General features: G+C 68.1%; 18 protein-coding genes and 1 pseudogene. 14 read left to right on the top strand and 5 right to left on the bottom strand.

Going from position 1 to position 16,828, the window contains the following annotated elements:
• The first annotated feature begins 1 nt into the window (after position 1).
• The 8 genes and pseudogenes from ACMXN5_RS10535 (at position 2) to ACMXN5_RS10500 (ending at position 9,708) form a co-directional block, all read left to right on the top strand.
• A complete protein-coding gene (locus ACMXN5_RS10535) occupies positions 2–337 on the top strand; it encodes a DUF4233 domain-containing protein (protein ID WP_395789502.1) in 336 nt (111 codons plus the stop codon).
• A 180-nt stretch (positions 338–517) separates the two neighbouring features.
• A complete protein-coding gene (gene ndk / locus ACMXN5_RS10530) occupies positions 518–928 on the top strand; it encodes a nucleoside-diphosphate kinase (RefSeq protein WP_395789500.1) in 411 nt (136 codons plus the stop codon).
• Between the two features lie 431 nt (positions 929–1,359).
• On the top strand, positions 1,360–2,379 hold the full coding sequence (locus ACMXN5_RS10525) for a rod shape-determining protein (RefSeq protein ID WP_026218256.1): 1,020 nt from the start codon (positions 1,360–1,362) through the stop codon (positions 2,377–2,379).
• A 115-nt stretch (positions 2,380–2,494) separates the two neighbouring features.
• Positions 2,495–3,526, top strand: a complete 1,032-nt coding sequence (gene mreC / locus ACMXN5_RS10520; protein ID WP_439675010.1) for a rod shape-determining protein MreC — start codon at positions 2,495–2,497, stop codon at positions 3,524–3,526.
• Between the two features lie 4 nt (positions 3,527–3,530).
• Positions 3,531–4,037: pseudogene (gene mreD / locus ACMXN5_RS10515) on the top strand (rod shape-determining protein MreD); the annotation flags it as partial.
• A 49-nt stretch (positions 4,038–4,086) separates the two neighbouring features.
• Positions 4,087–6,342, top strand: a complete 2,256-nt coding sequence (gene mrdA / locus ACMXN5_RS10510) for a penicillin-binding protein 2 (protein WP_439677984.1) — start codon at positions 4,087–4,089, stop codon at positions 6,340–6,342.
• Positions 6,343–6,416: 74 nt separating this feature from the next.
• Complete coding sequence (rodA, locus tag ACMXN5_RS10505) at positions 6,417–7,595, top strand: rod shape-determining protein RodA (RefSeq protein ID WP_439677983.1); 1,179 nt, start codon at positions 6,417–6,419, stop codon at positions 7,593–7,595.
• Positions 7,596–7,761: 166 nt separating this feature from the next.
• Positions 7,762–9,708 (top strand): TIGR03960 family B12-binding radical SAM protein, encoded by a 1,947-nt coding sequence (locus ACMXN5_RS10500; protein WP_439675009.1) that lies wholly within the window; start codon positions 7,762–7,764, stop codon positions 9,706–9,708.
• 198 nt (positions 9,709–9,906) lie between these two features.
• Here ACMXN5_RS10500 and ACMXN5_RS10495 read toward each other — a convergent pair whose 3' ends face one another.
• Positions 9,907–10,101, bottom strand: a complete 195-nt coding sequence (locus ACMXN5_RS10495; RefSeq protein WP_439675008.1) for a DUF397 domain-containing protein — start codon at positions 10,099–10,101, stop codon at positions 9,907–9,909.
• The gene (locus ACMXN5_RS10490) at positions 10,098–10,925 is read right to left on the bottom strand and encodes a helix-turn-helix domain-containing protein (RefSeq protein WP_439675007.1); all 828 of its coding nucleotides are present in this window, start codon (positions 10,923–10,925) and stop codon (positions 10,098–10,100) included. Before ACMXN5_RS10490 ends, ACMXN5_RS10495 begins: the two co-directional genes overlap by 4 nt.
• Before the next feature lie 127 nt (positions 10,926–11,052).
• On the opposite strand from ACMXN5_RS10490, the gene ACMXN5_RS10485 reads away from it, so the two are divergent.
• The 4 genes from ACMXN5_RS10485 (at position 11,053) to ACMXN5_RS10470 (ending at position 13,858) form a co-directional block, all read left to right on the top strand.
• A complete protein-coding gene (locus ACMXN5_RS10485; RefSeq protein ID WP_439675006.1) occupies positions 11,053–11,337 on the top strand; it encodes a hypothetical protein in 285 nt (94 codons plus the stop codon).
• A 187-nt stretch (positions 11,338–11,524) separates the two neighbouring features.
• Positions 11,525–11,803: a hypothetical protein gene (locus ACMXN5_RS10480; RefSeq protein WP_439675005.1), complete on the top strand. Its 279-nt coding sequence runs from the start codon at positions 11,525–11,527 to the stop codon at positions 11,801–11,803.
• Positions 11,796–12,752 carry an MvdC/MvdD family ATP grasp protein gene (locus ACMXN5_RS10475; protein WP_439675004.1) on the top strand — a complete coding sequence of 319 codons (957 nt, stop codon included), beginning with the start codon at positions 11,796–11,798 and terminating at the stop codon, positions 12,750–12,752. Before ACMXN5_RS10480 ends, ACMXN5_RS10475 begins: the two co-directional genes overlap by 8 nt.
• Entirely contained in the window at positions 12,749–13,858 is a 1,110-nt protein-coding gene (locus ACMXN5_RS10470; RefSeq protein ID WP_439675003.1) for a methyltransferase domain-containing protein, read from the top strand. Before ACMXN5_RS10475 ends, ACMXN5_RS10470 begins: the two co-directional genes overlap by 4 nt.
• A 181-nt stretch (positions 13,859–14,039) precedes the next feature.
• On the opposite strand, the gene ACMXN5_RS10465 is transcribed toward ACMXN5_RS10470, so the two are convergent.
• Positions 14,040–14,435, bottom strand: coding sequence for a PPOX class F420-dependent oxidoreductase (locus ACMXN5_RS10465; RefSeq protein WP_439675002.1), 396 nt, complete (start codon positions 14,433–14,435; stop codon positions 14,040–14,042).
• 115 nt (positions 14,436–14,550) lie between these two features.
• On the opposite strand from ACMXN5_RS10465, the gene ACMXN5_RS10460 reads away from it, so the two are divergent.
• Entirely contained in the window at positions 14,551–14,934 is a 384-nt protein-coding gene (locus tag ACMXN5_RS10460) for a winged helix-turn-helix transcriptional regulator (RefSeq protein ID WP_380002940.1), read from the top strand.
• A gap of 21 nt (positions 14,935–14,955) precedes the next feature.
• Here the strand turns inward: ACMXN5_RS10460 and ACMXN5_RS10455 are convergent, their stop codons facing one another.
• Positions 14,956–15,861, bottom strand: coding sequence for an alpha/beta hydrolase family protein (locus ACMXN5_RS10455; protein WP_439675001.1), 906 nt, complete (start codon positions 15,859–15,861; stop codon positions 14,956–14,958).
• Between the two features lie 89 nt (positions 15,862–15,950).
• Here ACMXN5_RS10455 and ACMXN5_RS10450 point away from each other — a divergent pair, with 89 nt between their 5' ends.
• Positions 15,951–16,322, top strand: coding sequence for a MerR family transcriptional regulator (locus ACMXN5_RS10450; RefSeq protein ID WP_439675000.1), 372 nt, complete (start codon positions 15,951–15,953; stop codon positions 16,320–16,322).
• 18 nt (positions 16,323–16,340) lie between these two features.
• Here ACMXN5_RS10450 and ACMXN5_RS10445 read toward each other — a convergent pair whose 3' ends face one another.
• On the bottom strand, positions 16,341–16,826 hold the full coding sequence (locus ACMXN5_RS10445; RefSeq protein ID WP_439674999.1) for an NUDIX domain-containing protein: 486 nt from the start codon (positions 16,824–16,826) through the stop codon (positions 16,341–16,343).
• Positions 16,827–16,828: the final 2 nt, after the last annotated feature.

The raw sequence follows: 16,828 nt of genomic DNA, 5'->3' as shown, positions 1-16,828 counted from the left end.
GATGCGCGCGCTGTGTTCGACCCACCTGATCGGCCAGGCCCTGGTGATCTGCCTGGCCGCGCTGGTCGCCATGCAGCTCACCGACATCTCCACCGGCGTGTTGTGGGCGGTCGCGGGGCCCTCGGCGCTGGTGTGCGTGTGGTTGTGCGCAAAGCTCAAGGAGCCGTGGGCGATCACCGCGGGCTGGGTACTCCAGGCCGGCCTGTTCCTGACCGGTTTCGTGGTCCCGATGATGTTCCTGATCGGCGTGGTGTTCGGCCTCATCTGGTACGGCTGCGTCCGGGTCGGGCGGATCATCGACGCCGCCAAGGCGGCCCGCGAGGCCACGGCCGAGTGATCCGGGATACGGCCGAATGGTCCGGGCGTTACCCCGGATAGGCTCTGGGCGTTGACCCATTCGCGGGGTCGCGACGCCCGTATGTCGCAACATCCGTACGGGGCGATACCCGTACGGCGTAACACCCGTACGTCGTAACACCCGTACCGAGCCCCCCTCTCCGATCAAGCAAGGAGCCCCATGTCCGAGCGCACGCTCGTCCTGGTCAAGCCGGACGGAGTCCGGCGCGGTCTCGTCGGCGAGGTCATCGGCCGCATCGAGCGCAAGGGCTTCACCCTGGCCGCGCTCGATCTGCGCGTGATGGACCGCGAGACGATCGAGCGGCACTACGCCGAGCACGAGGGCAAGCCGTTCTACGCCCCGCTCGTGGACTTCATGACCTCGGCGCCGTCGGTGGCGATGATCGTCGAGGGCGAGCGTGTGATCGAGTCGTTCCGCACGCTCGCGGGTGTCACCGACCCGATCAAGGCCCTGCCGGGCACGATTCGCGGCGACTTCGCCACCATCACCCGGGAGAACATCGTGCACGGCTCCGACTCGGTGGAGTCGGCCGAGCGCGAGATCAAGAACTTCTTCCCCGAGCACGCCTGACGGTTCGGCCGCGATGCCCCGGGCGGATCCCGCGATCGCGCCCCGCGCATCCGGCCGGACCCCGTGCCGGCACGATCCCCGGAGCCGCGCGACGCGCGCGGGCCGCACGGGGGCGTCGAATTTTTTCACGAACACGCCGGGTGCGTCCGCGCGCGAGCGCGGGAGGTGCCGATCGGGCGCCGTGCGTGCGCTGTTAGAGGGAAATCCCTCCATTCGCCGCGCGTGGCACGCAACCCCTCACCCGGTGATCACGTCATGGTGGATGGAGGGTGCAGCCGTGCCCCCGGAACATCGTGGTTCTACCGTCGTTACACCGTGCCTACGATTGTGGTCGGTCGGTTCGGCGTCCCGGACGCGACGTCCCCCGGCCGGCTCATGTCCTCATGGCTACGAGCTCGGGAAGGCCCTAGGTTCTTTTTATGGCGAACAACTTGTCGTTCATCGGTCGTGACATGGCGGTCGACCTCGGTACGGCCAACACGCTGGTGTACGTCAGAGGCCGCGGCATCGTATTGAACGAGCCGTCGGTGGTCGCCAAGAACACCACGACCGGGGGCATCCTGGCGGTCGGCGCCGAGGCGAAGAAGATGATCGGGCGCACGCCCGGCAACATCGTGGCGATCCGACCGCTCAAGGACGGTGTGATCGCCGACTTCGAGATCACCGAGCGGATGTTGCGCTACTTCATCCTCAAGGTGCACCGCCGCCGCTATCTTGCCCGTCCGCGCGTGGTGATCTGCGTGCCCTCCGGCATCACCGGCGTCGAGCGCCGCGCGGTGGTCGAGGCGTCCAGCCAGGCCGGCGCGCGCAGCGTGCACATCATCGAGGAACCCATGGCCGCCGCGATCGGCGCCGGCCTGCCGGTGCACGAGGCGACCGGCAACATGGTCGTCGACATCGGCGGCGGCACCACCGAGGTGGCGGTGATCTCGCTCGGCGGGATCGTCACCGCGCAGTCGATCCGGGTGGCCGGCGACGAGCTGGACAACGCGATCATCGCCTACGTCAAGAAGGAATACTCGCTGCTGTTGGGCGAGCGCAGTGCCGAGGAAATCAAGATGTCGATCGGCTCGGCCTTCGACCTCGGCGAGGACGAGCACAGCGAGATCCGCGGCCGCGACCTGGTCAGCGGGCTGCCGAAGACGATCGTGATCTCCACCTCCGAGGTCCGCAAGGCTATCGAGGAACCGGTCAACACCATCGTGGACGCGGTCAAGAGCACCTTGGACCAGTGTCCGCCCGAACTCGCCGGCGACGTGATGGATCGCGGCATCGTGCTCACCGGTGGCGGCGCCCTGCTGCGCGGCCTCGACGAGCGGCTGCGGACCGAGACCGGCATGCCGATCCACATCGCCGACAACCCGCTGGACTCGGTGGCTCTGGGCGCGGGCAAGTGCGTCGAGGAGTACGAGAAGCTTCAGCAGGTACTGGACGCCCAACCGCGCCGCTGACCGAGCAGACGGAGGCGGTCGGCCGTACGCGCCGCCCTCCGTGCCCGATCCGGCGCGGCCACACACCACAACTGCCCACCAGCGCCGCAATGTACGAAAGGGGCGGGCGCGCATCGTGAGGGACTCCCGGCATGGTCGGCTGGTCCTCGTGCTGCTGCTGGCGATCTCTTTCGCCCTCATCACCGTGGACATCCGCGGTGGCCGGAACTCGCCCATCGCGAACGTGCGCGACTGGGCCTCGGCCGTGTTCGGTCCCGCCGAACGCGGCGTGTCCGCGGCCGTGGACCCCGTCGGCCGGGCCGTGAACGCGGTCAAGGACGCGGGTTCCCACGAGGGCGAGAAGAAGCGCCTGCAGGACGAGAACGCCAAACTCCGGCAACAGGTGGACAACATCCAGTTCGACCGCAACCGCGCGGCCGAACTCGACAAACTGCTCAAGGTCTCGGCGGCCGGCCAGTATCGGATCAAGCCCGCGCGCGTGGTCGCCATCGGCCCCGCCCAGGGCTTCTCCTGGACGGTCACCATCGACGCGGGCGCCGGCGACGGCATCAAGCCCGACATGACCGTGATCAACGGCGACGGTCTGGTCGGGCGGGTGACCCAGGTCGGCCCGATGACCTCGACCGTGCTGCTCGCCACCGACCCCGGCTTCTCGGTCGGCTCGCGCCTGGCGGGGTCGATGGAAATAGGGATCACTTCCGGCCGCGGCAGCAAGCCGTTGAACCTCAAGCTGCTCAACGGACAGGCCCAGGTCAAGAAGGGCGACCGGCTGGTGACGTTCGGCTCGCAGGGCGGCAAGCCGTTCGTGCCGGGCGTGCCGGTGGGCGAGGTCGCCGAGGTGCGCAACACCCCGGGCGAGTTGACCCGCAGCGTCGAGGTGAAGTCCTACGTGCACTTCTCCAGCCTGGACACGGTGGGCGTGGTGATCGAGCCGCCGCGCACCGATCCGCGCGACTCGATACTGCCGCCCGCGCCGACCCCGGAGACCCCCGCGCCGCCGCCCGCGCAGCAGGCGCCGCCCGCGCCGCCGGCGAGCACCGAACCACCGCGCGGCGCCGCGGCCGCGAAGCCGGCCACGGCGGGCAACCGCAGCACCAACGCCAAGCCGCCGGCGGGCGGCACGACCCCACCGACCGGAAGGGACTGAGACGGTGCGGATCTCCCGCGTGTTCTACGCCGCGTTGCTGATCGTCGTCGCGCTCGTGGTCCAGGTGAGCGTGCTCGCCCGGCTCGGTCTGCCCGGCGCGGTGCCGGACCTGCTGCTGTTGGTGGTGGTCGGACTCGCGCTGACGTACGGGCCGACCTCGGGGTGCGTGATCGGCTTCGCGGCGGGCCTGTGCGCGGACCTGGCGCCGCCGGCGGACCACGCGGCCGGGCGGTACGCGTTCGTGTTGTGCCTGACCGGCTACGTGGCGGGCATGTTCGCCTCCCGCAACCCCCGGCGCTCGGTGCTCACCCCGATCGCGGTGGTCGCGATCGCCGCGGCGGGCACCACCGTGCTGTACGCGGCGGTCGGCGCGCTGGTCGGCGACGGGGCGGTGCGCGAGGTGGGGCTGACGAAGCTGCTGCTGACCGCGGTGCTCTACGACGCGATCCTGGCCCCGTTCGTGGTCCCGTGGGTGATGGCGCTGGCCCGCAAGGTGGATCCGAAACCGCTGCTCTCGGGCCTGGCCCGGTAGGGGGTGACCGAACCGGATGCGCAAACGTATGCCCAGCCTGCTCAACGCCGGGCGATCGCGAGGGGACGGCGCGCACACCGTGCGCGCCCGGATGGTGGTCCTGCTGATCCTGGTCCTGTCGCTGATGATCACCCTCTTCGGCCGGCTCTGGTACCTCCAGATCCGCGAGGGCGACCACTACGCGGCGGCGGCCTCGCAGAACGCGGTCCGGGACGTGGTGACGCCGGCCGTCCGCGGTCGGATCCTCGACGACAAGGGCCGGCCGCTGGTGAACAACCGCACCGCGCTGGTGGTGTCGGTCAGCCGTACCGAGCTGATGCGCATGCCGGACCTGGGCACGGCCGTGCTGACCCGGTTGGCCAAGGTGTTGGAACTGCCGGTCGACGAGGTCAAGGCGCGCACCCGGCTGTGTGAGCGCAACGTGCCCAAGCCGTGCTGGAACGGCTCGCCGTACCAGCCGATCCCGGTCACGGACAACGCCACCACCGAGCAGGCGCTGACCATCATGGAGCACCGCGAGGAGTTCCCCGGGGTGACCGCCGAGCCCACCGCCGTGCGCCAGTATCCGGCGCCCGAGGGGGCCAACGGCGCGCACGTGGTCGGCTACCTCTCGCCGGTCTCCGACGACGAGTTGAGCAAGCAGAAGGCCGAGGGCAAGAAGGACCTCCAGCGCGCCGACGAGGTCGGCCGCAGCGGTCTGGAGCGCACCTACGACGCCGACCTGCGCGGCAAGTCCGGGGTCACCGGACTGTCCGTGGATCACCTGGGCCGGGTCACCGGCACCGTCTCGGAGACGCCGCCGGTGGCCGGGAACCACCTGGTCACCAGCATCGACGCGAAGATCCAGGCGATCACCGAGCAGCAGCTGGACGAGGCGATGAAGCGGGCACGCGCGACCTACGACGCGGGCAACACGCACAAGAACTTCATCGCCGACGCGGGCGCGGCGGTGGTGATGGACATCAAGACCGGGCGGGTGATCGCCATGGCGAGCGCGCCCAACTACGACCCGTCGGCGTGGGTGGGCGGCATCTCGCCGCAGGACTACAAGGCGCTCACCGACGAGAAGGCCGGCGTGCCGCTGGTGTCGCGGGCCATACAGGGTCAGTTCGCGCCGGGCTCGATCTTCAAGGTGGTCTCCACCTCGGCCGCGGCCGAGTCGGGCTACTCCACCAAGGCCAACTACGACTGCTCGCCCAGCATCTCGGTCGGCGGCACGACCTTCAACAACCTGGAGTCCAGGGGCTACGGCCCGATCTCGCTGCAGCGCGCGCTGGAGGTCTCCTGCAACACCGTCTTCTACGGCATCGGCTACGACATGTGGCTCAAGGACGGCGGGATCTTCGGGAAGACCCCCAAGGACCCGATGGTGACCATGGCCAAGAACTACGGCCTGGGTGCCCCCACCGGCATCGACCTGCCCGGCGAGTCGGGCGGGCGGATCGCCGACCGGGCCTGGAAGAAGCGCAACTGGGAGCAGAACAAGGACACGTGGTGCAAGCAGGGCAACACCGGCAACGAGTATGTGGACAAGATCGCCAAGGAGAACTGCGTCGACGGCTGGCAGTTCCGCGCCGGTGACGCGATCAACTTCGCGATCGGCCAGGGCGACACCACGGTCACCCCGTTGCAGATGGCCCGGGTGTACGCGGCGATCGCCAACGGCGGCACGTTGTGGAAGCCGACCATCGGCAAGGCCGTGGTCAGCCCCGACGGCAAGCTGGTGCGCGAGATCCAGCCACAGGCCGCGGCCAAGGTACCGGTGAGCGAGGCCACCATGAAGTACCTGCAGAACGCGCTGATCGGCGTCGAGATGAACGGCACCGCGGCCGGCGTCTTCGCCAACTGGCCGAACGCGCAGATGCCGATAGCGGCCAAGACCGGCACCGGCTCGGTGTACGGCAAGCAGAGCACGTCGTGGTTCGCCACCTACGGCGGCCCCAAGGACGGTCCGCAGTACGCCGTGGTGATGATGGTCAGCCAGGGCGGTACCGGCTCCGGCACCTCGGGTCCGTCGGTGCGCAAGATCTACGAGGCGCTGCTCGGGGTGGACGAGAAGGGCGCGATCGACCCGAGCAAGGCGCTGTTGCCCAGCCCGCCCGCGGACCTGCCGCACATCCAGGCGGACGGGACGGTGACGCCGGTCTCCTTCCGGGCACCGTCCCTCCTGTCGCCGCCGCATCCGTTCGGCGACGGTGACGGGCGCACGGTGGACGTGGTCGCTTTCGGGCCCGGGGCGCTGCCGCCCGAGCGGGTGACCTACCGGACCGGGAGAGGGACATGAACCTGAACCTGCGACTGCGGCCCGCCTCGCGGGTGGCCGGATTCGGGACACCGGACCTGGGCCGCCTGGCACCGGTGTTCACCCCGCGCCGGTCGATCACCCGGCAGATCATCCAGCGCGACGCGCCGGTGCGCCGGTTGGACTGGCTGCTGCTCGGCCCGGCGCTGGTGTTGTCGGGGGTGGGCTCGCTGCTGGTCTGGTCGGCGACCCGCAATCGGCGCGGACTCACCGGCGGCGATCCGCAGTTCTTCTTCAAGCGGCACCTGCTCAACCTGGTGATCGGGCTGGTGCTGGCCACGGCGGTGGCGATAATCGGTCACCGCCGGATCCGGGCGTTCTCCCCCATAGTGGCGATCGTGGCCCTGTTCGGGCTGTTCGCGGCGCTGAGCCCGCTGGGCAGCACGGTCAACGGGGCACGGGCGTGGATCCAGATCGGCGGCGGCTTCTCGCTGCAACCGGCCGAGCTGGTCAAGCTCGGGATCATCCTGTGCATGGGCATGATCCTGTCCGAGCGGGTGGACACCGGGGACCTGGCCAGACCGGGCGACAAGGCCGTGTTCTGGGCGCTCGTGGTGGCCGCGCTGCCGATGGCGGTGATCATGCTGATGCCCGACATGGGGTCGGTCATGGTGATCGCGATGATCGTGCTGTGTGTGCTGCTCGCCTCCGGCGCGCGGGCGCGGTGGATGGTGCTGATGTTCGCGCTCGCCGGGGCCGGCGCGGCGGCGGTGGTGCACTTCGGGCTGCTCAGCGAGTACCAGATCGACCGGTTCCGGGCCTTCGCCGACCCGAGCTTCGACCCGGGGGGCGTCGGCTACAACACGGTCATGGCGCGCCTTGCGATCGGCTCGGGCGGGCTGACCGGGCAGGGGCTGTTCCACGGCGAGCAGACCAGTGGCTCGTATGTACCCGAACAGCAGACCGACTTCGTCTTCTCGGTGGCCGGCGAGGAACTGGGCTTCGTCGGCAGCGCGGTGATCATCGGACTGTTCGCGCTGCTGCTGTGGCGCGGTATCCGGATCGCGCTGCACGCCGACGACCTGTTCGGCACGATCGTGGCGGCGGGTGTGGTCGGCTGGTTCGCGTTCCAGGCGTTCGAGAACATGGGGATGAACCTCGGCATCATGCCGGTGGCGGGGCTGCCGCTGCCGTTCGTCTCCTACGGTGGATCGTCGATGTTCGCGGTGTGGATGGGGATAGGGCTGTTGCAGTCGGTGCACATGAGACACGCCGGCGCCTTCAAATCCGCCTGATCGTACCGATCGCGCCCCTGATCACACCCCTGATCGCACCCTGTGCGGGCGGGCTCTCGCCGACATCTCGGTAGGGGGTCCGCCCGCATCGCGTTAGGCTGGGAGGTCGATCACCCTCCCGCACCGAGGTGGTCGATCCCCTCCCCGCACTCCCGGAAGGACCGCCATGCCCGTCGAGTCCCTGTTCCCGCGTCTGGAGCCGCTTCTGCCCCAGGTGCAGAAGCCCATCCAGTACGTCGGTGGCGAACTCAACTCGACCGTCAAGGACTGGGACGCGTGCGCGGTCCGCTGGGCCCTGATGTACCCCGACGCGTACGAGGTCGGGCTGCCCAACCAGGGCGTGATGATCCTGTACGAGGTCCTCAACGAGGTCGCCGACGTGCTCGCGGAGCGCACCTACGCGGTGTGGGGCGACCTGGAAAAGCTGATGCGCGAGCACGAGGTGCCGCAGTTCACCGTGGACGCGCACCGGCCCGTCGGCGCGTTCGACGTGTTCGGGCTCAGCTTCTCCACCGAGCTGGGCTACACGAACATGCTCAACGCGCTCGACCTCGCCGGTATCCCGATCGAGGCCAAGGACCGCACCGAGGACCACCCGATCGTGCTCGCCGGCGGACACGCCGCGTTCAACCCCGAGCCGATCGCGGACTTCATCGACTGCGCGGTGGTGGGCGACGGCGAGCAGGCCGTGCTCCAGATCACCGACATCATCCGGGCCTGGAAGGCCGAGGGCCGGCCGGGCGGTCGGGACGAGCTGCTGTTCCGCCTCGCGGTCACGGGCAGTGTGTACGTGCCGCGCTTCTACGACGTGGACTACCTGGAGGACGGCCGGATCCAGCGGGTCGCGCCGAACCGCTCGGGCGTGCCGTGGCGGGTGTCCAAGCACACCGTGATGGACCTGGACGAGTGGCCCTACCCCAAGCAGCCGCTGGTCCCGCTCGCCGAGACGGTGCACGAGCGCATGTCCGTGGAGATCTTCCGCGGCTGCACCCGGGGCTGCCGGTTCTGCCAGGCCGGCATGATCACTCGGCCGGTGCGCGAGCGCAGCATCGAGGGCATCGGCGCGATGGTGGACAAGGGCCTGAAGGCGACCGGCTTCGAGGAGGTCGGCCTGCTGTCGTTGTCCTCCGCGGACCACACCGAGATCGCCGAGGTGGCCAAGGGCCTGGCCGACCGGTACACCGACGACAAGATCGGCCTGTCGCTGCCGTCCACCCGGGTCGACGCGTTCAACATCGACCTGGCCAACGAGCTGACCCGCAACGGGCGCCGCTCGGGCCTGACGTTCGCCCCCGAGGGCGGTAGCGAACGGCTGCGCAAGGTGATCAACAAGATGGTGTCGGAGGAGGACCTGATCCGCACCGTCGCCACCGCCTACGGCAACGGCTGGCGCCAGGTGAAGCTCTACTTCATGGTCGGCCTGCCCACCGAGACCGACGAGGACGTGCTGCAGATCGCGGACATGGCCAAGAAGGTCATCCAAAAGGGCCGCGAGGTCTCCGGCAGCCGCGACATCCGCTGCACGGTGTCGATCGGCGGGTTCGTCCCCAAGCCGCACACCCCGTTCCAGTGGGCCCCGCAGCTGGACCCGGCGGCCACCGACGCGCGGCTGCACAAGCTGCGCGACGCGATCCGCGCGGACCGGCAGTACGGCAAGTCGATCGGCTTCCGCTACCACGACGGCAAGCCGGGCGCGATCGAGGGCCTGCTCTCGCGCGGCGACCGCCGGGTGGGCCGGATCATCCGCGCGGTGTGGGAGGACGGCGGCCGCTTCGACGGGTGGAGCGAACACTTCAGCTACGACCGCTGGGTGCGCTGCGCGGGCGAGGCGCTGGCCGACGAGCCGGTCGACCTGGACTGGTACACCACGCGCGAGCGCGAGTGGAACGAGGTGCTCCCGTGGGACCACCTGGACTCCGGCCTGGACAAGGACTGGCTCTGGGAGGACTGGCAGGACGCCCTCGACGAGACCGAGGTCGAGGACTGCCGCTGGAGCCCCTGCTTCGACTGCGGCGTATGTCCCCAAATGGGCACGGAGATCCAAATCGGCCCAACGGGCCAAAAGCTCCTGCCCCTGTCGGTCGTCAAGCAGCCGGCCGCCACCCAGAGCTGACGGCTGTGAGCGAGAAGGCGATCCAGCGCATCGCGCGGATGCCCCTGCCGGCACCGCCGGCCGGCTCGGACGTGACCAGCACGATCGAGTGGGTCTAGCCGCGAAATAACGAGGGCCTTCCGATTATTCGGTCATACCGGATTCGGAAGGCCCTCGTTCATTCGAGGCTCGCTTAGTGCGCGAACCGTCACGCCGCCATCAGCGCGGTGCCCTGATTGCCTTCAACATCGCCGACCATGACGCAGGGTTCACGGCGATGTGGCCGATCGAGGGATCCTTGGAGTCCAGTACGCCGACGCCCTCTGTCAAGAGTGCCGACGCAACACACTGGCCCTGGTTGCCGCTGTACGAGGACGTGCGCCAGACACTGGGTGGGGCGGTAGGCGTGATCACGATTGGTACTCCATCAGTAGTTCATTCAGCCACTTGAGGGATTCAGCCGGTGAGAGCGAAACCGACTTGACCAGATCGTAGCGACGCTCGTACTCGTGCACCTCACTCTCGCGATGGAGCAGCGAGCCACGGTCCATTGTCTCCACATAGGCCGATTCCCCGCGGTGTGGTGTTGTCAGCAGGACGAAGCTGCCGTTCATGCAGGCGTGTACTCCGACCGCGAGGATCTGTATGACGCAGTTGGGTAGATGCGCCACATCAATGAGGTGGGCGATCTGCTCCCGGGCGTTGTCCGGGCGCAGCCCGGACACACCACGGACGGCAGCCTCCGTGACCACGACCCAGACCTGGGGCGGATCCGATCGAGTCAAAATCTCCCGGCGGGCCATTCGATCCGCGATTCGATCTTCAATCGGCATCCGCGCAACGTCCAGCGGGCGTGCCGCCTCGAAGAGGGCCCGCGCGTACGCTTCGGTCTGCATCAATCCCGGCAGAGCCTGAACATCGAAGAAGCGCAGCCGCTTTGCCGAGCGTTCGGCGTTCAAGTAGCCCTTGAACCAGGACGGTGAACCCATCGCCTCCTGCTCGATCAATCGATGGATCCGTAGCAGCAGACCCTCGGCACCGACGAGTGGGTCGACCGCCCGAGTGAAGTCCGTCGAAGGCCGCCGCTCCCCCCGCTCAATCATGAACAACAAAGACGGTGTGCAGTGACCCGCCTCGGACACGTCTTCGGGGCTCACCCCTGCGGATTTCCGCAATCTCCGCAGCTCACAGCCGTACAACTTCCTGGGGTTGTCTGGCAGTTCAGCATCTACGGACACGTTGACTCCGATCGCTGCACAGTTTCCGGGTGTGTACTGCGCATGCCTTCAGATCGTAGGTCCGCACTGTCGATGATGTCTCTCAGAGTGTCCGATTCACTACTGGCGGCAACTGAGAGGTTCAGTCATGTCCACGGAGCAGCAGGCGAAATCGATCTACCCCGAGGATCCGCGCGAGTGGACGTCGGAGGACGTTGCGCGGTTCTGGTTGGAGAACCGGCACAAGCCGGTGATCGACCGAGTGAGCGGCCAGGAAGGGGAGTTCGTGGACGTGATCAACTCCCTGGCGTATGTGCGACGGGACGACGCTCGCGAGTTCGAGACGCACTGCGGCAACCTCAGGGTTCTGTTGCCCACCGGCCTCAGCACTCGGCATGAGCATTCGGAGGAACCGGCCGACAAGAGGCCGTGACCGAACTCCCGTGCCGTTGAGAGCAGCACGAGGCCCCTTCTGAAACAGCGGGCCAGGCGGTCCGTTGAAAGCGGAAAGCCATGTCCCCCCTTCGAAGGTTTGATGGTCCGCACCGCCACCGCAGGCAACGATGAAAAGTGCAGGGCCACGATCACAGCCGATCGATCGGTAGAAAGGACGTACGACGATGCAGAAGGTCAGCGAAGCGCAAGTCCCGCAGGCAGGGGACACCGATCTCCTCGTCCCCCTCCACATGGACTACGGGACGTCGGTGCCGAACGACACCACGTTCCCGGGAAACGTAACCTTCGACGAGAGCAGGCAGATCACTCTCGTGGACGGTGTACCGATCATCGAGAGCGGAGTGGTTGTGTCCATGGCGATCACGTCCTCCGACGTCACCTCGGACGGAAAGCAGGGGGCGGTCGACAAGGGAGTGGCGGACGACGCCACCCCCAATGCCTGAGTCGAGAATCCTCGTCGCCACCGGCCCGCTCGACGCCACCGCCGATTTCGTGATCGAAGAACTCAATCGGCGTCGTGTTCCGCTCGCGCGCATCGACACCGGTGCGTTCCCGGACTCGGTGAACCTCTCGGCGACGTTCGGGTCGGATGGCTGGCGAGGCAAGCTCTCGGAAGGGTCCAGGGCCATGCGCCTGGAAGACCTGCGCGTGGTCTACTGGCGCCGCCCGTCCGCCTTTCCGGCGGACAGCGTCCAGGCCGGGCCATCCCGGGAGTTCGCCTCCCTGGAAGCCCGGAGCGGCATGATGGGCGTGCTGTACTCACTCTCCGATGTCACGTGGGTGAACCACCCTCTCGCAATCGCGGCTTGCACCAAGCCCGCACAACTCGCCGCGTTCGTCACGGCCGGCCTGCCCGTTCCGGATACCTGGATCGGCAACACGCCCCAGGACCACCGCAGCTTCTGCCAAAAGGGGCCGTCCGTATCGAAGACCTTGGGCCCGATCACCTATGACGCGCCCGAGGGCTATCAGGTGCTCTACGCGGCACGAGTCCCACCGGAGCACTACGGCCACCCACGAGCACGGGCGACCGCCAACTTCCTTCAACGCGAGATCGAGCAGAAGGTGGCGGAGTACCGCGTTGCGGTGGTGGACGATCGTTTGTTCATCAGCGAGGCGACCACCGCGGGCCCGTACCTCGATATCCGTGCGGTCGACCGCGAAGCCGTCACGTACAGGCCCGGAACGCTGCCGGAAGCGGTGTGCGACGGCATTCGTACCGTAACCCGCCGCTTCGGTCTGGTGTTTGCCGCCTGGGACCTCGTACAGGATGCCGCGGGCAGGATCTGGGCGCTGGAGCTGAACCCGAACGGGCAGTGGGCGTTCACACCGAAGCGCGACGACATCTGCCGAGCCATCGCCGACTACCTGGAGGAAGCCGCAAGCACATGACAACACTCGACGACGAAGCAACCACGCGGCGCACGGCCATGGTCGACGAACTGACCGCCGGCGACCATGCACTCCGGCTCGACGTAGCCGACGCATTCCGGAAGGAGCCCCGGCACGCCTACGTACGTCGCTTCACACGCAGCCACCTCGTCGATGGGGCATGGGTTTCCGAGGAGGTGAACGACGCACACCCCGACTGGCTTGCCGAGGTCTATCGGGATCAGGTACTCCTCACCTCGACCTGGCCCACCATGTCCTCGTCCACGGTGCCCTCGCTCATGGCCGACATGCTGGATGCCCTCGATGTGCACCCCGGCACGTCGGTAACCGAGATCGGCACGGGAACGGGCTACAACGCGGGACTCCTGGGTCGGCTCGTGGGGGACGAAAATGTTCTTTCCATCGACGTTGCCCCGGAACTGGTTTCCGCCGCGCGAGCCGCACTCGAGGCCACCGGGCACGACAAGATCACCGTCATCTGCGGTGACGGCTCAAGCTCCGACGTGGTGAAGCCCAACAGCACCGATCGGCTGATCGCCACCTGCGGGGTAAGCACCCTCCCTGCCGCATGGCGTCAAGCAGTTCGTCCCGGCGGCATCATCGTCGTTCCGCTGGGGGCGGGCATCGCTGTCCTTGACGTCGACGAGCAGCACGCGGCAAGCGGCGCATTCCTGTCGACCGGTGCGTACTTCATGAGCTTGCGCCCCACGAATGGCGCCCCCTTGATGCCGCGCCCCGACAACCCGGAGGGGCCGGCGGAGTCCTGCACGATGCCGGTGGCGGCATGGGCCGACAGCGAGTTCACATTCCTGGTGTCCTTCTCGTTGGGGCTGGACGACGTCCTGACCGATACCTCGTTGTCGGGCGCCCTGACCATCTGGCACAGGGACGGTTCGATCGCGACCGTCACCGCGGAGGGAACCGCACGCCAAGCCGGGCCGCGGCGACTGGCCGATCTGCTGGGCCGGCTATGGGACGACTATCAGGCGCACGGCCGACCGTCGCGCAGTGCGTATCGCATCGCGGTGAGTCCCGACGGGACGCACACCGTAAGTGCTCAATGCCCAAGCGGGCCATGGGCAGTACTCCCGCCCTGCGTCGAGTAGCCCCCCGAGAGGGATCAAGTTGCGCCGCGCCGATGCAGACACGCTGACGGGCCGCACGTGGCTATTCCGCGAACCGCATGCGCGAGCGATGGGCACGGAGATCCGGATCGACCCGACGGGGCAGAAGTTGTTGCCGCTGTCGGTCGTCAAGTAGCGGGTCGCCGACCGGGGTTCGGGCAGCTCAGACGGAGAAGCTGTTCACCCTGGTCGGCGTCACGCGGACGATTACTCGGGCGATGGTTTCGGGCTCCGGCGGTGGGGCCTCGCCGAGGTACCTGAGCGAGAGTGCGAGCGGGAGCTCCTTCGTCGGGTCCGGGACGATCTCGGCGGTGCCGCGCAACTCGACCGAGTGGTACGGGTTTTCCAGGTCGAAGACGGTGATGCTGACGCGCGGGTCGCGGCGGAGGTTGCGGACCTTCGCCCGGCCGTCGGTCGCGGAGAACACGACGGTGTCGCCGTCGCGTTGGAACCAGACGACCGAGGACTGCGGGCCGCCGTCGGCGTTGAGCGTCGAGACGGTGGCGAAGTTCTTGGCGTCGAGGAGCTTGCGGGTCGCGTCGTCGAGCGTGGTGGACATGGGTGCTCCCGGTTCCGTGGGTTTGGGGTGTGCGCTTGAGGTGCTCGCTTGGTGCACTTCTTGTTACGGGACACATCCTCCGTGACCATGGAGGCCGACGAAAGAAGGCACTTTCATGTCACAGCGGAACATCTGTGTAACGGAGCCGGCCGAGGTCACCCAGGCCTGCCGCGTGCTGGACGTGCTCAACCGGGTGGCGGGCAAGTGGAGCATCAGCGTGCTGATGGAGGCCCGCAACGGCCCCGTGCGCTTCACCGAGTTGGAACGCGCCATCCACGGGATCAGCCGCCGCATGCTCACGTTGACGCTCCGCAGCCTGGAACGCGACGGCCTGCTGACCCGCACGGTGTATCCGACGGTGCCGCCGAAGGTCGAGTACGAGGCGACCGTGATGGCGAGGGAGCTGTTCGAGTACCTGTCCGGCCTCACCGCCTGGGCCGAGCGCCACGAGCCGGCGGTCACGGCGTCGCGGGAGGCGTACGACCGCGCGGAGGGGTGAGCGCGGGTGGGCGCGAGGGAGTCACTTGGATTCGATGCGTCCCATGGGGGTGGCGTTCTTCGCTTCCGCCCAGTCGGCGTCGTCGATGCCGAGGGCGTGGCGGAGGTAGGCGAGGGTGACCCGTTGGATCAGGGCCACGCGCTCGGGGTTCTCGTCCGTGGTCTCCCGGACCTCGTATCCGGCGATCCCGCCGAGGGAGTGCTCCGCCCCGAAGAGGGTGAACAGGCTCTTGGGCCCGGGGCTGAGGTGGTACGGGTCGGCGAGCCACTCCGGGCCTCGGACGGACAGCGGCGACTCGTCGCGGTCTCCGGCGACGACGAGGGCCGGCGCGGTCATGTGCGCGAAGTCGCACCCCTTCAGCCACGGGAGGTTCTCGGCCGCGAAGGGCGTCAGGTCGTCGCCGCCCCGGCCTGCCGTGGCGAGCAGGACACCGGCCTTGATCCGCGAGTCGGACAGGTCCTCGGCGTTCCCGGTCACGGGGTCGAGGACACGCAGGCCCAACAGAATGCCCGCAGTCTGCCCGCCGAAGGAGTGCCCGGCGGCGGCGATGCGGCTTCGATCCAGGCGCCCGCCGAGGCCGGGAACGGCCGCCTCCAGCAGGTCGAGCCGGTCGAGGACGAACCGCATGTCCCCGACTCGGGTGCGCCAGAGCTGCGGCCTGCGGGGGTCGTCCTTCGGAAGGCCGATGGTCCTGGAGTCGAGGTGGGTGGGCTGGATCACCACGAAGCCGTGGGCGGCCCAGAAGTCGGCGAGCGGCCCGTAGCCGTGCAACGACGACCCGAATCCGTGCGAGAAGAGCACGATCGGCAGCCCGCTGCCGTCGGCCGGCGCGGAGATCCGCACAGGCAGGTCCACACCCCGGTCGGGCGCCGCCAGGACGACGGGCTGTACCGAGACGACGGGGATGGCCACGTCCGAGGTGAGCATGAGCGAACTTCCTTAGCGGAGCGGACAAGCAGTCGCGAGCTACGCTAAAACCTGACGTCAACGTCAGAGGCAAGCAGTGGGGACACGTAATGCGCATCGGCGAGCTGGCCATCAGCACAGGCGTCAGCGTCCGAGCGCTGCGCTACTACGAGGAACAAGACCTGCTCACCTCGGAACGCACCCCCAGCGGCCAACGCCAATACCCGGACAGCGCGATAGACCGCGTCCTACTCATCCAACAGCTCTACGCCGCCGGCATCCCCAGCAAGTCGATCGCGGACCTGCTCCCGTGTGTCGTGGGCGGCGAGGCCACCCCGGAACTCCTGACCCGCCTGGCAGCAGAACGCGACCACATAGACACCCGAATCGCCGACCTGACCACCGCCAGAACCAGACTCGACGCCGTAATAACCGCCGCAACGACGAACCTACAAACAGGCCAACCCTGCCAACGCCCCTGACCGACACCCCGGGTGGCGCTACACGTCGTCCCACCCGTCGACAGCGACCTCGGGGTACTCGCCGGCGAGGTACCGCTGCAACGCGTACCGAGTCGACGGCACGAACTCGCTCGGCAGGTCGTCGGTGTCGACCCAGGCCACAGCCGAGTGCTTGCCGGGCTCCGCATTGACAGGCTCGCCGTCCCACTCTCTGGCGGCGAACACCAGCACGACGAACCCCTCCGGCGCATCCGGACTGTGCGCGCTGTGCGTCACATGCACGAGTCGCAGTGCCTCCGGCTCGACCTTTATCCCGGTTTCCTCGTGGAGTTCACGAACGGCCGTGTGCGTAATCGGTTCCCCCGGCGCCCCTTTGCCACTCGGTAGGCTCCACATGCCAGGTGCGAATGCCTTGATCTCACCCCGCCGCAACAGCACGACCCGCCCGTTCGTCTGATCATGAACGATGACGGAAACAGCGACCATGACCATCAAACGCTCGTCGCAACGGACCTCATCGGACACGC

The organism is Embleya australiensis, from assembly GCF_051903075.1.
Taxonomy (GTDB): Bacteria; Actinomycetota; Actinomycetes; order Streptomycetales; family Streptomycetaceae; genus Embleya.
This window is presented reverse-complemented; position numbering and strand designations above follow the sequence as displayed.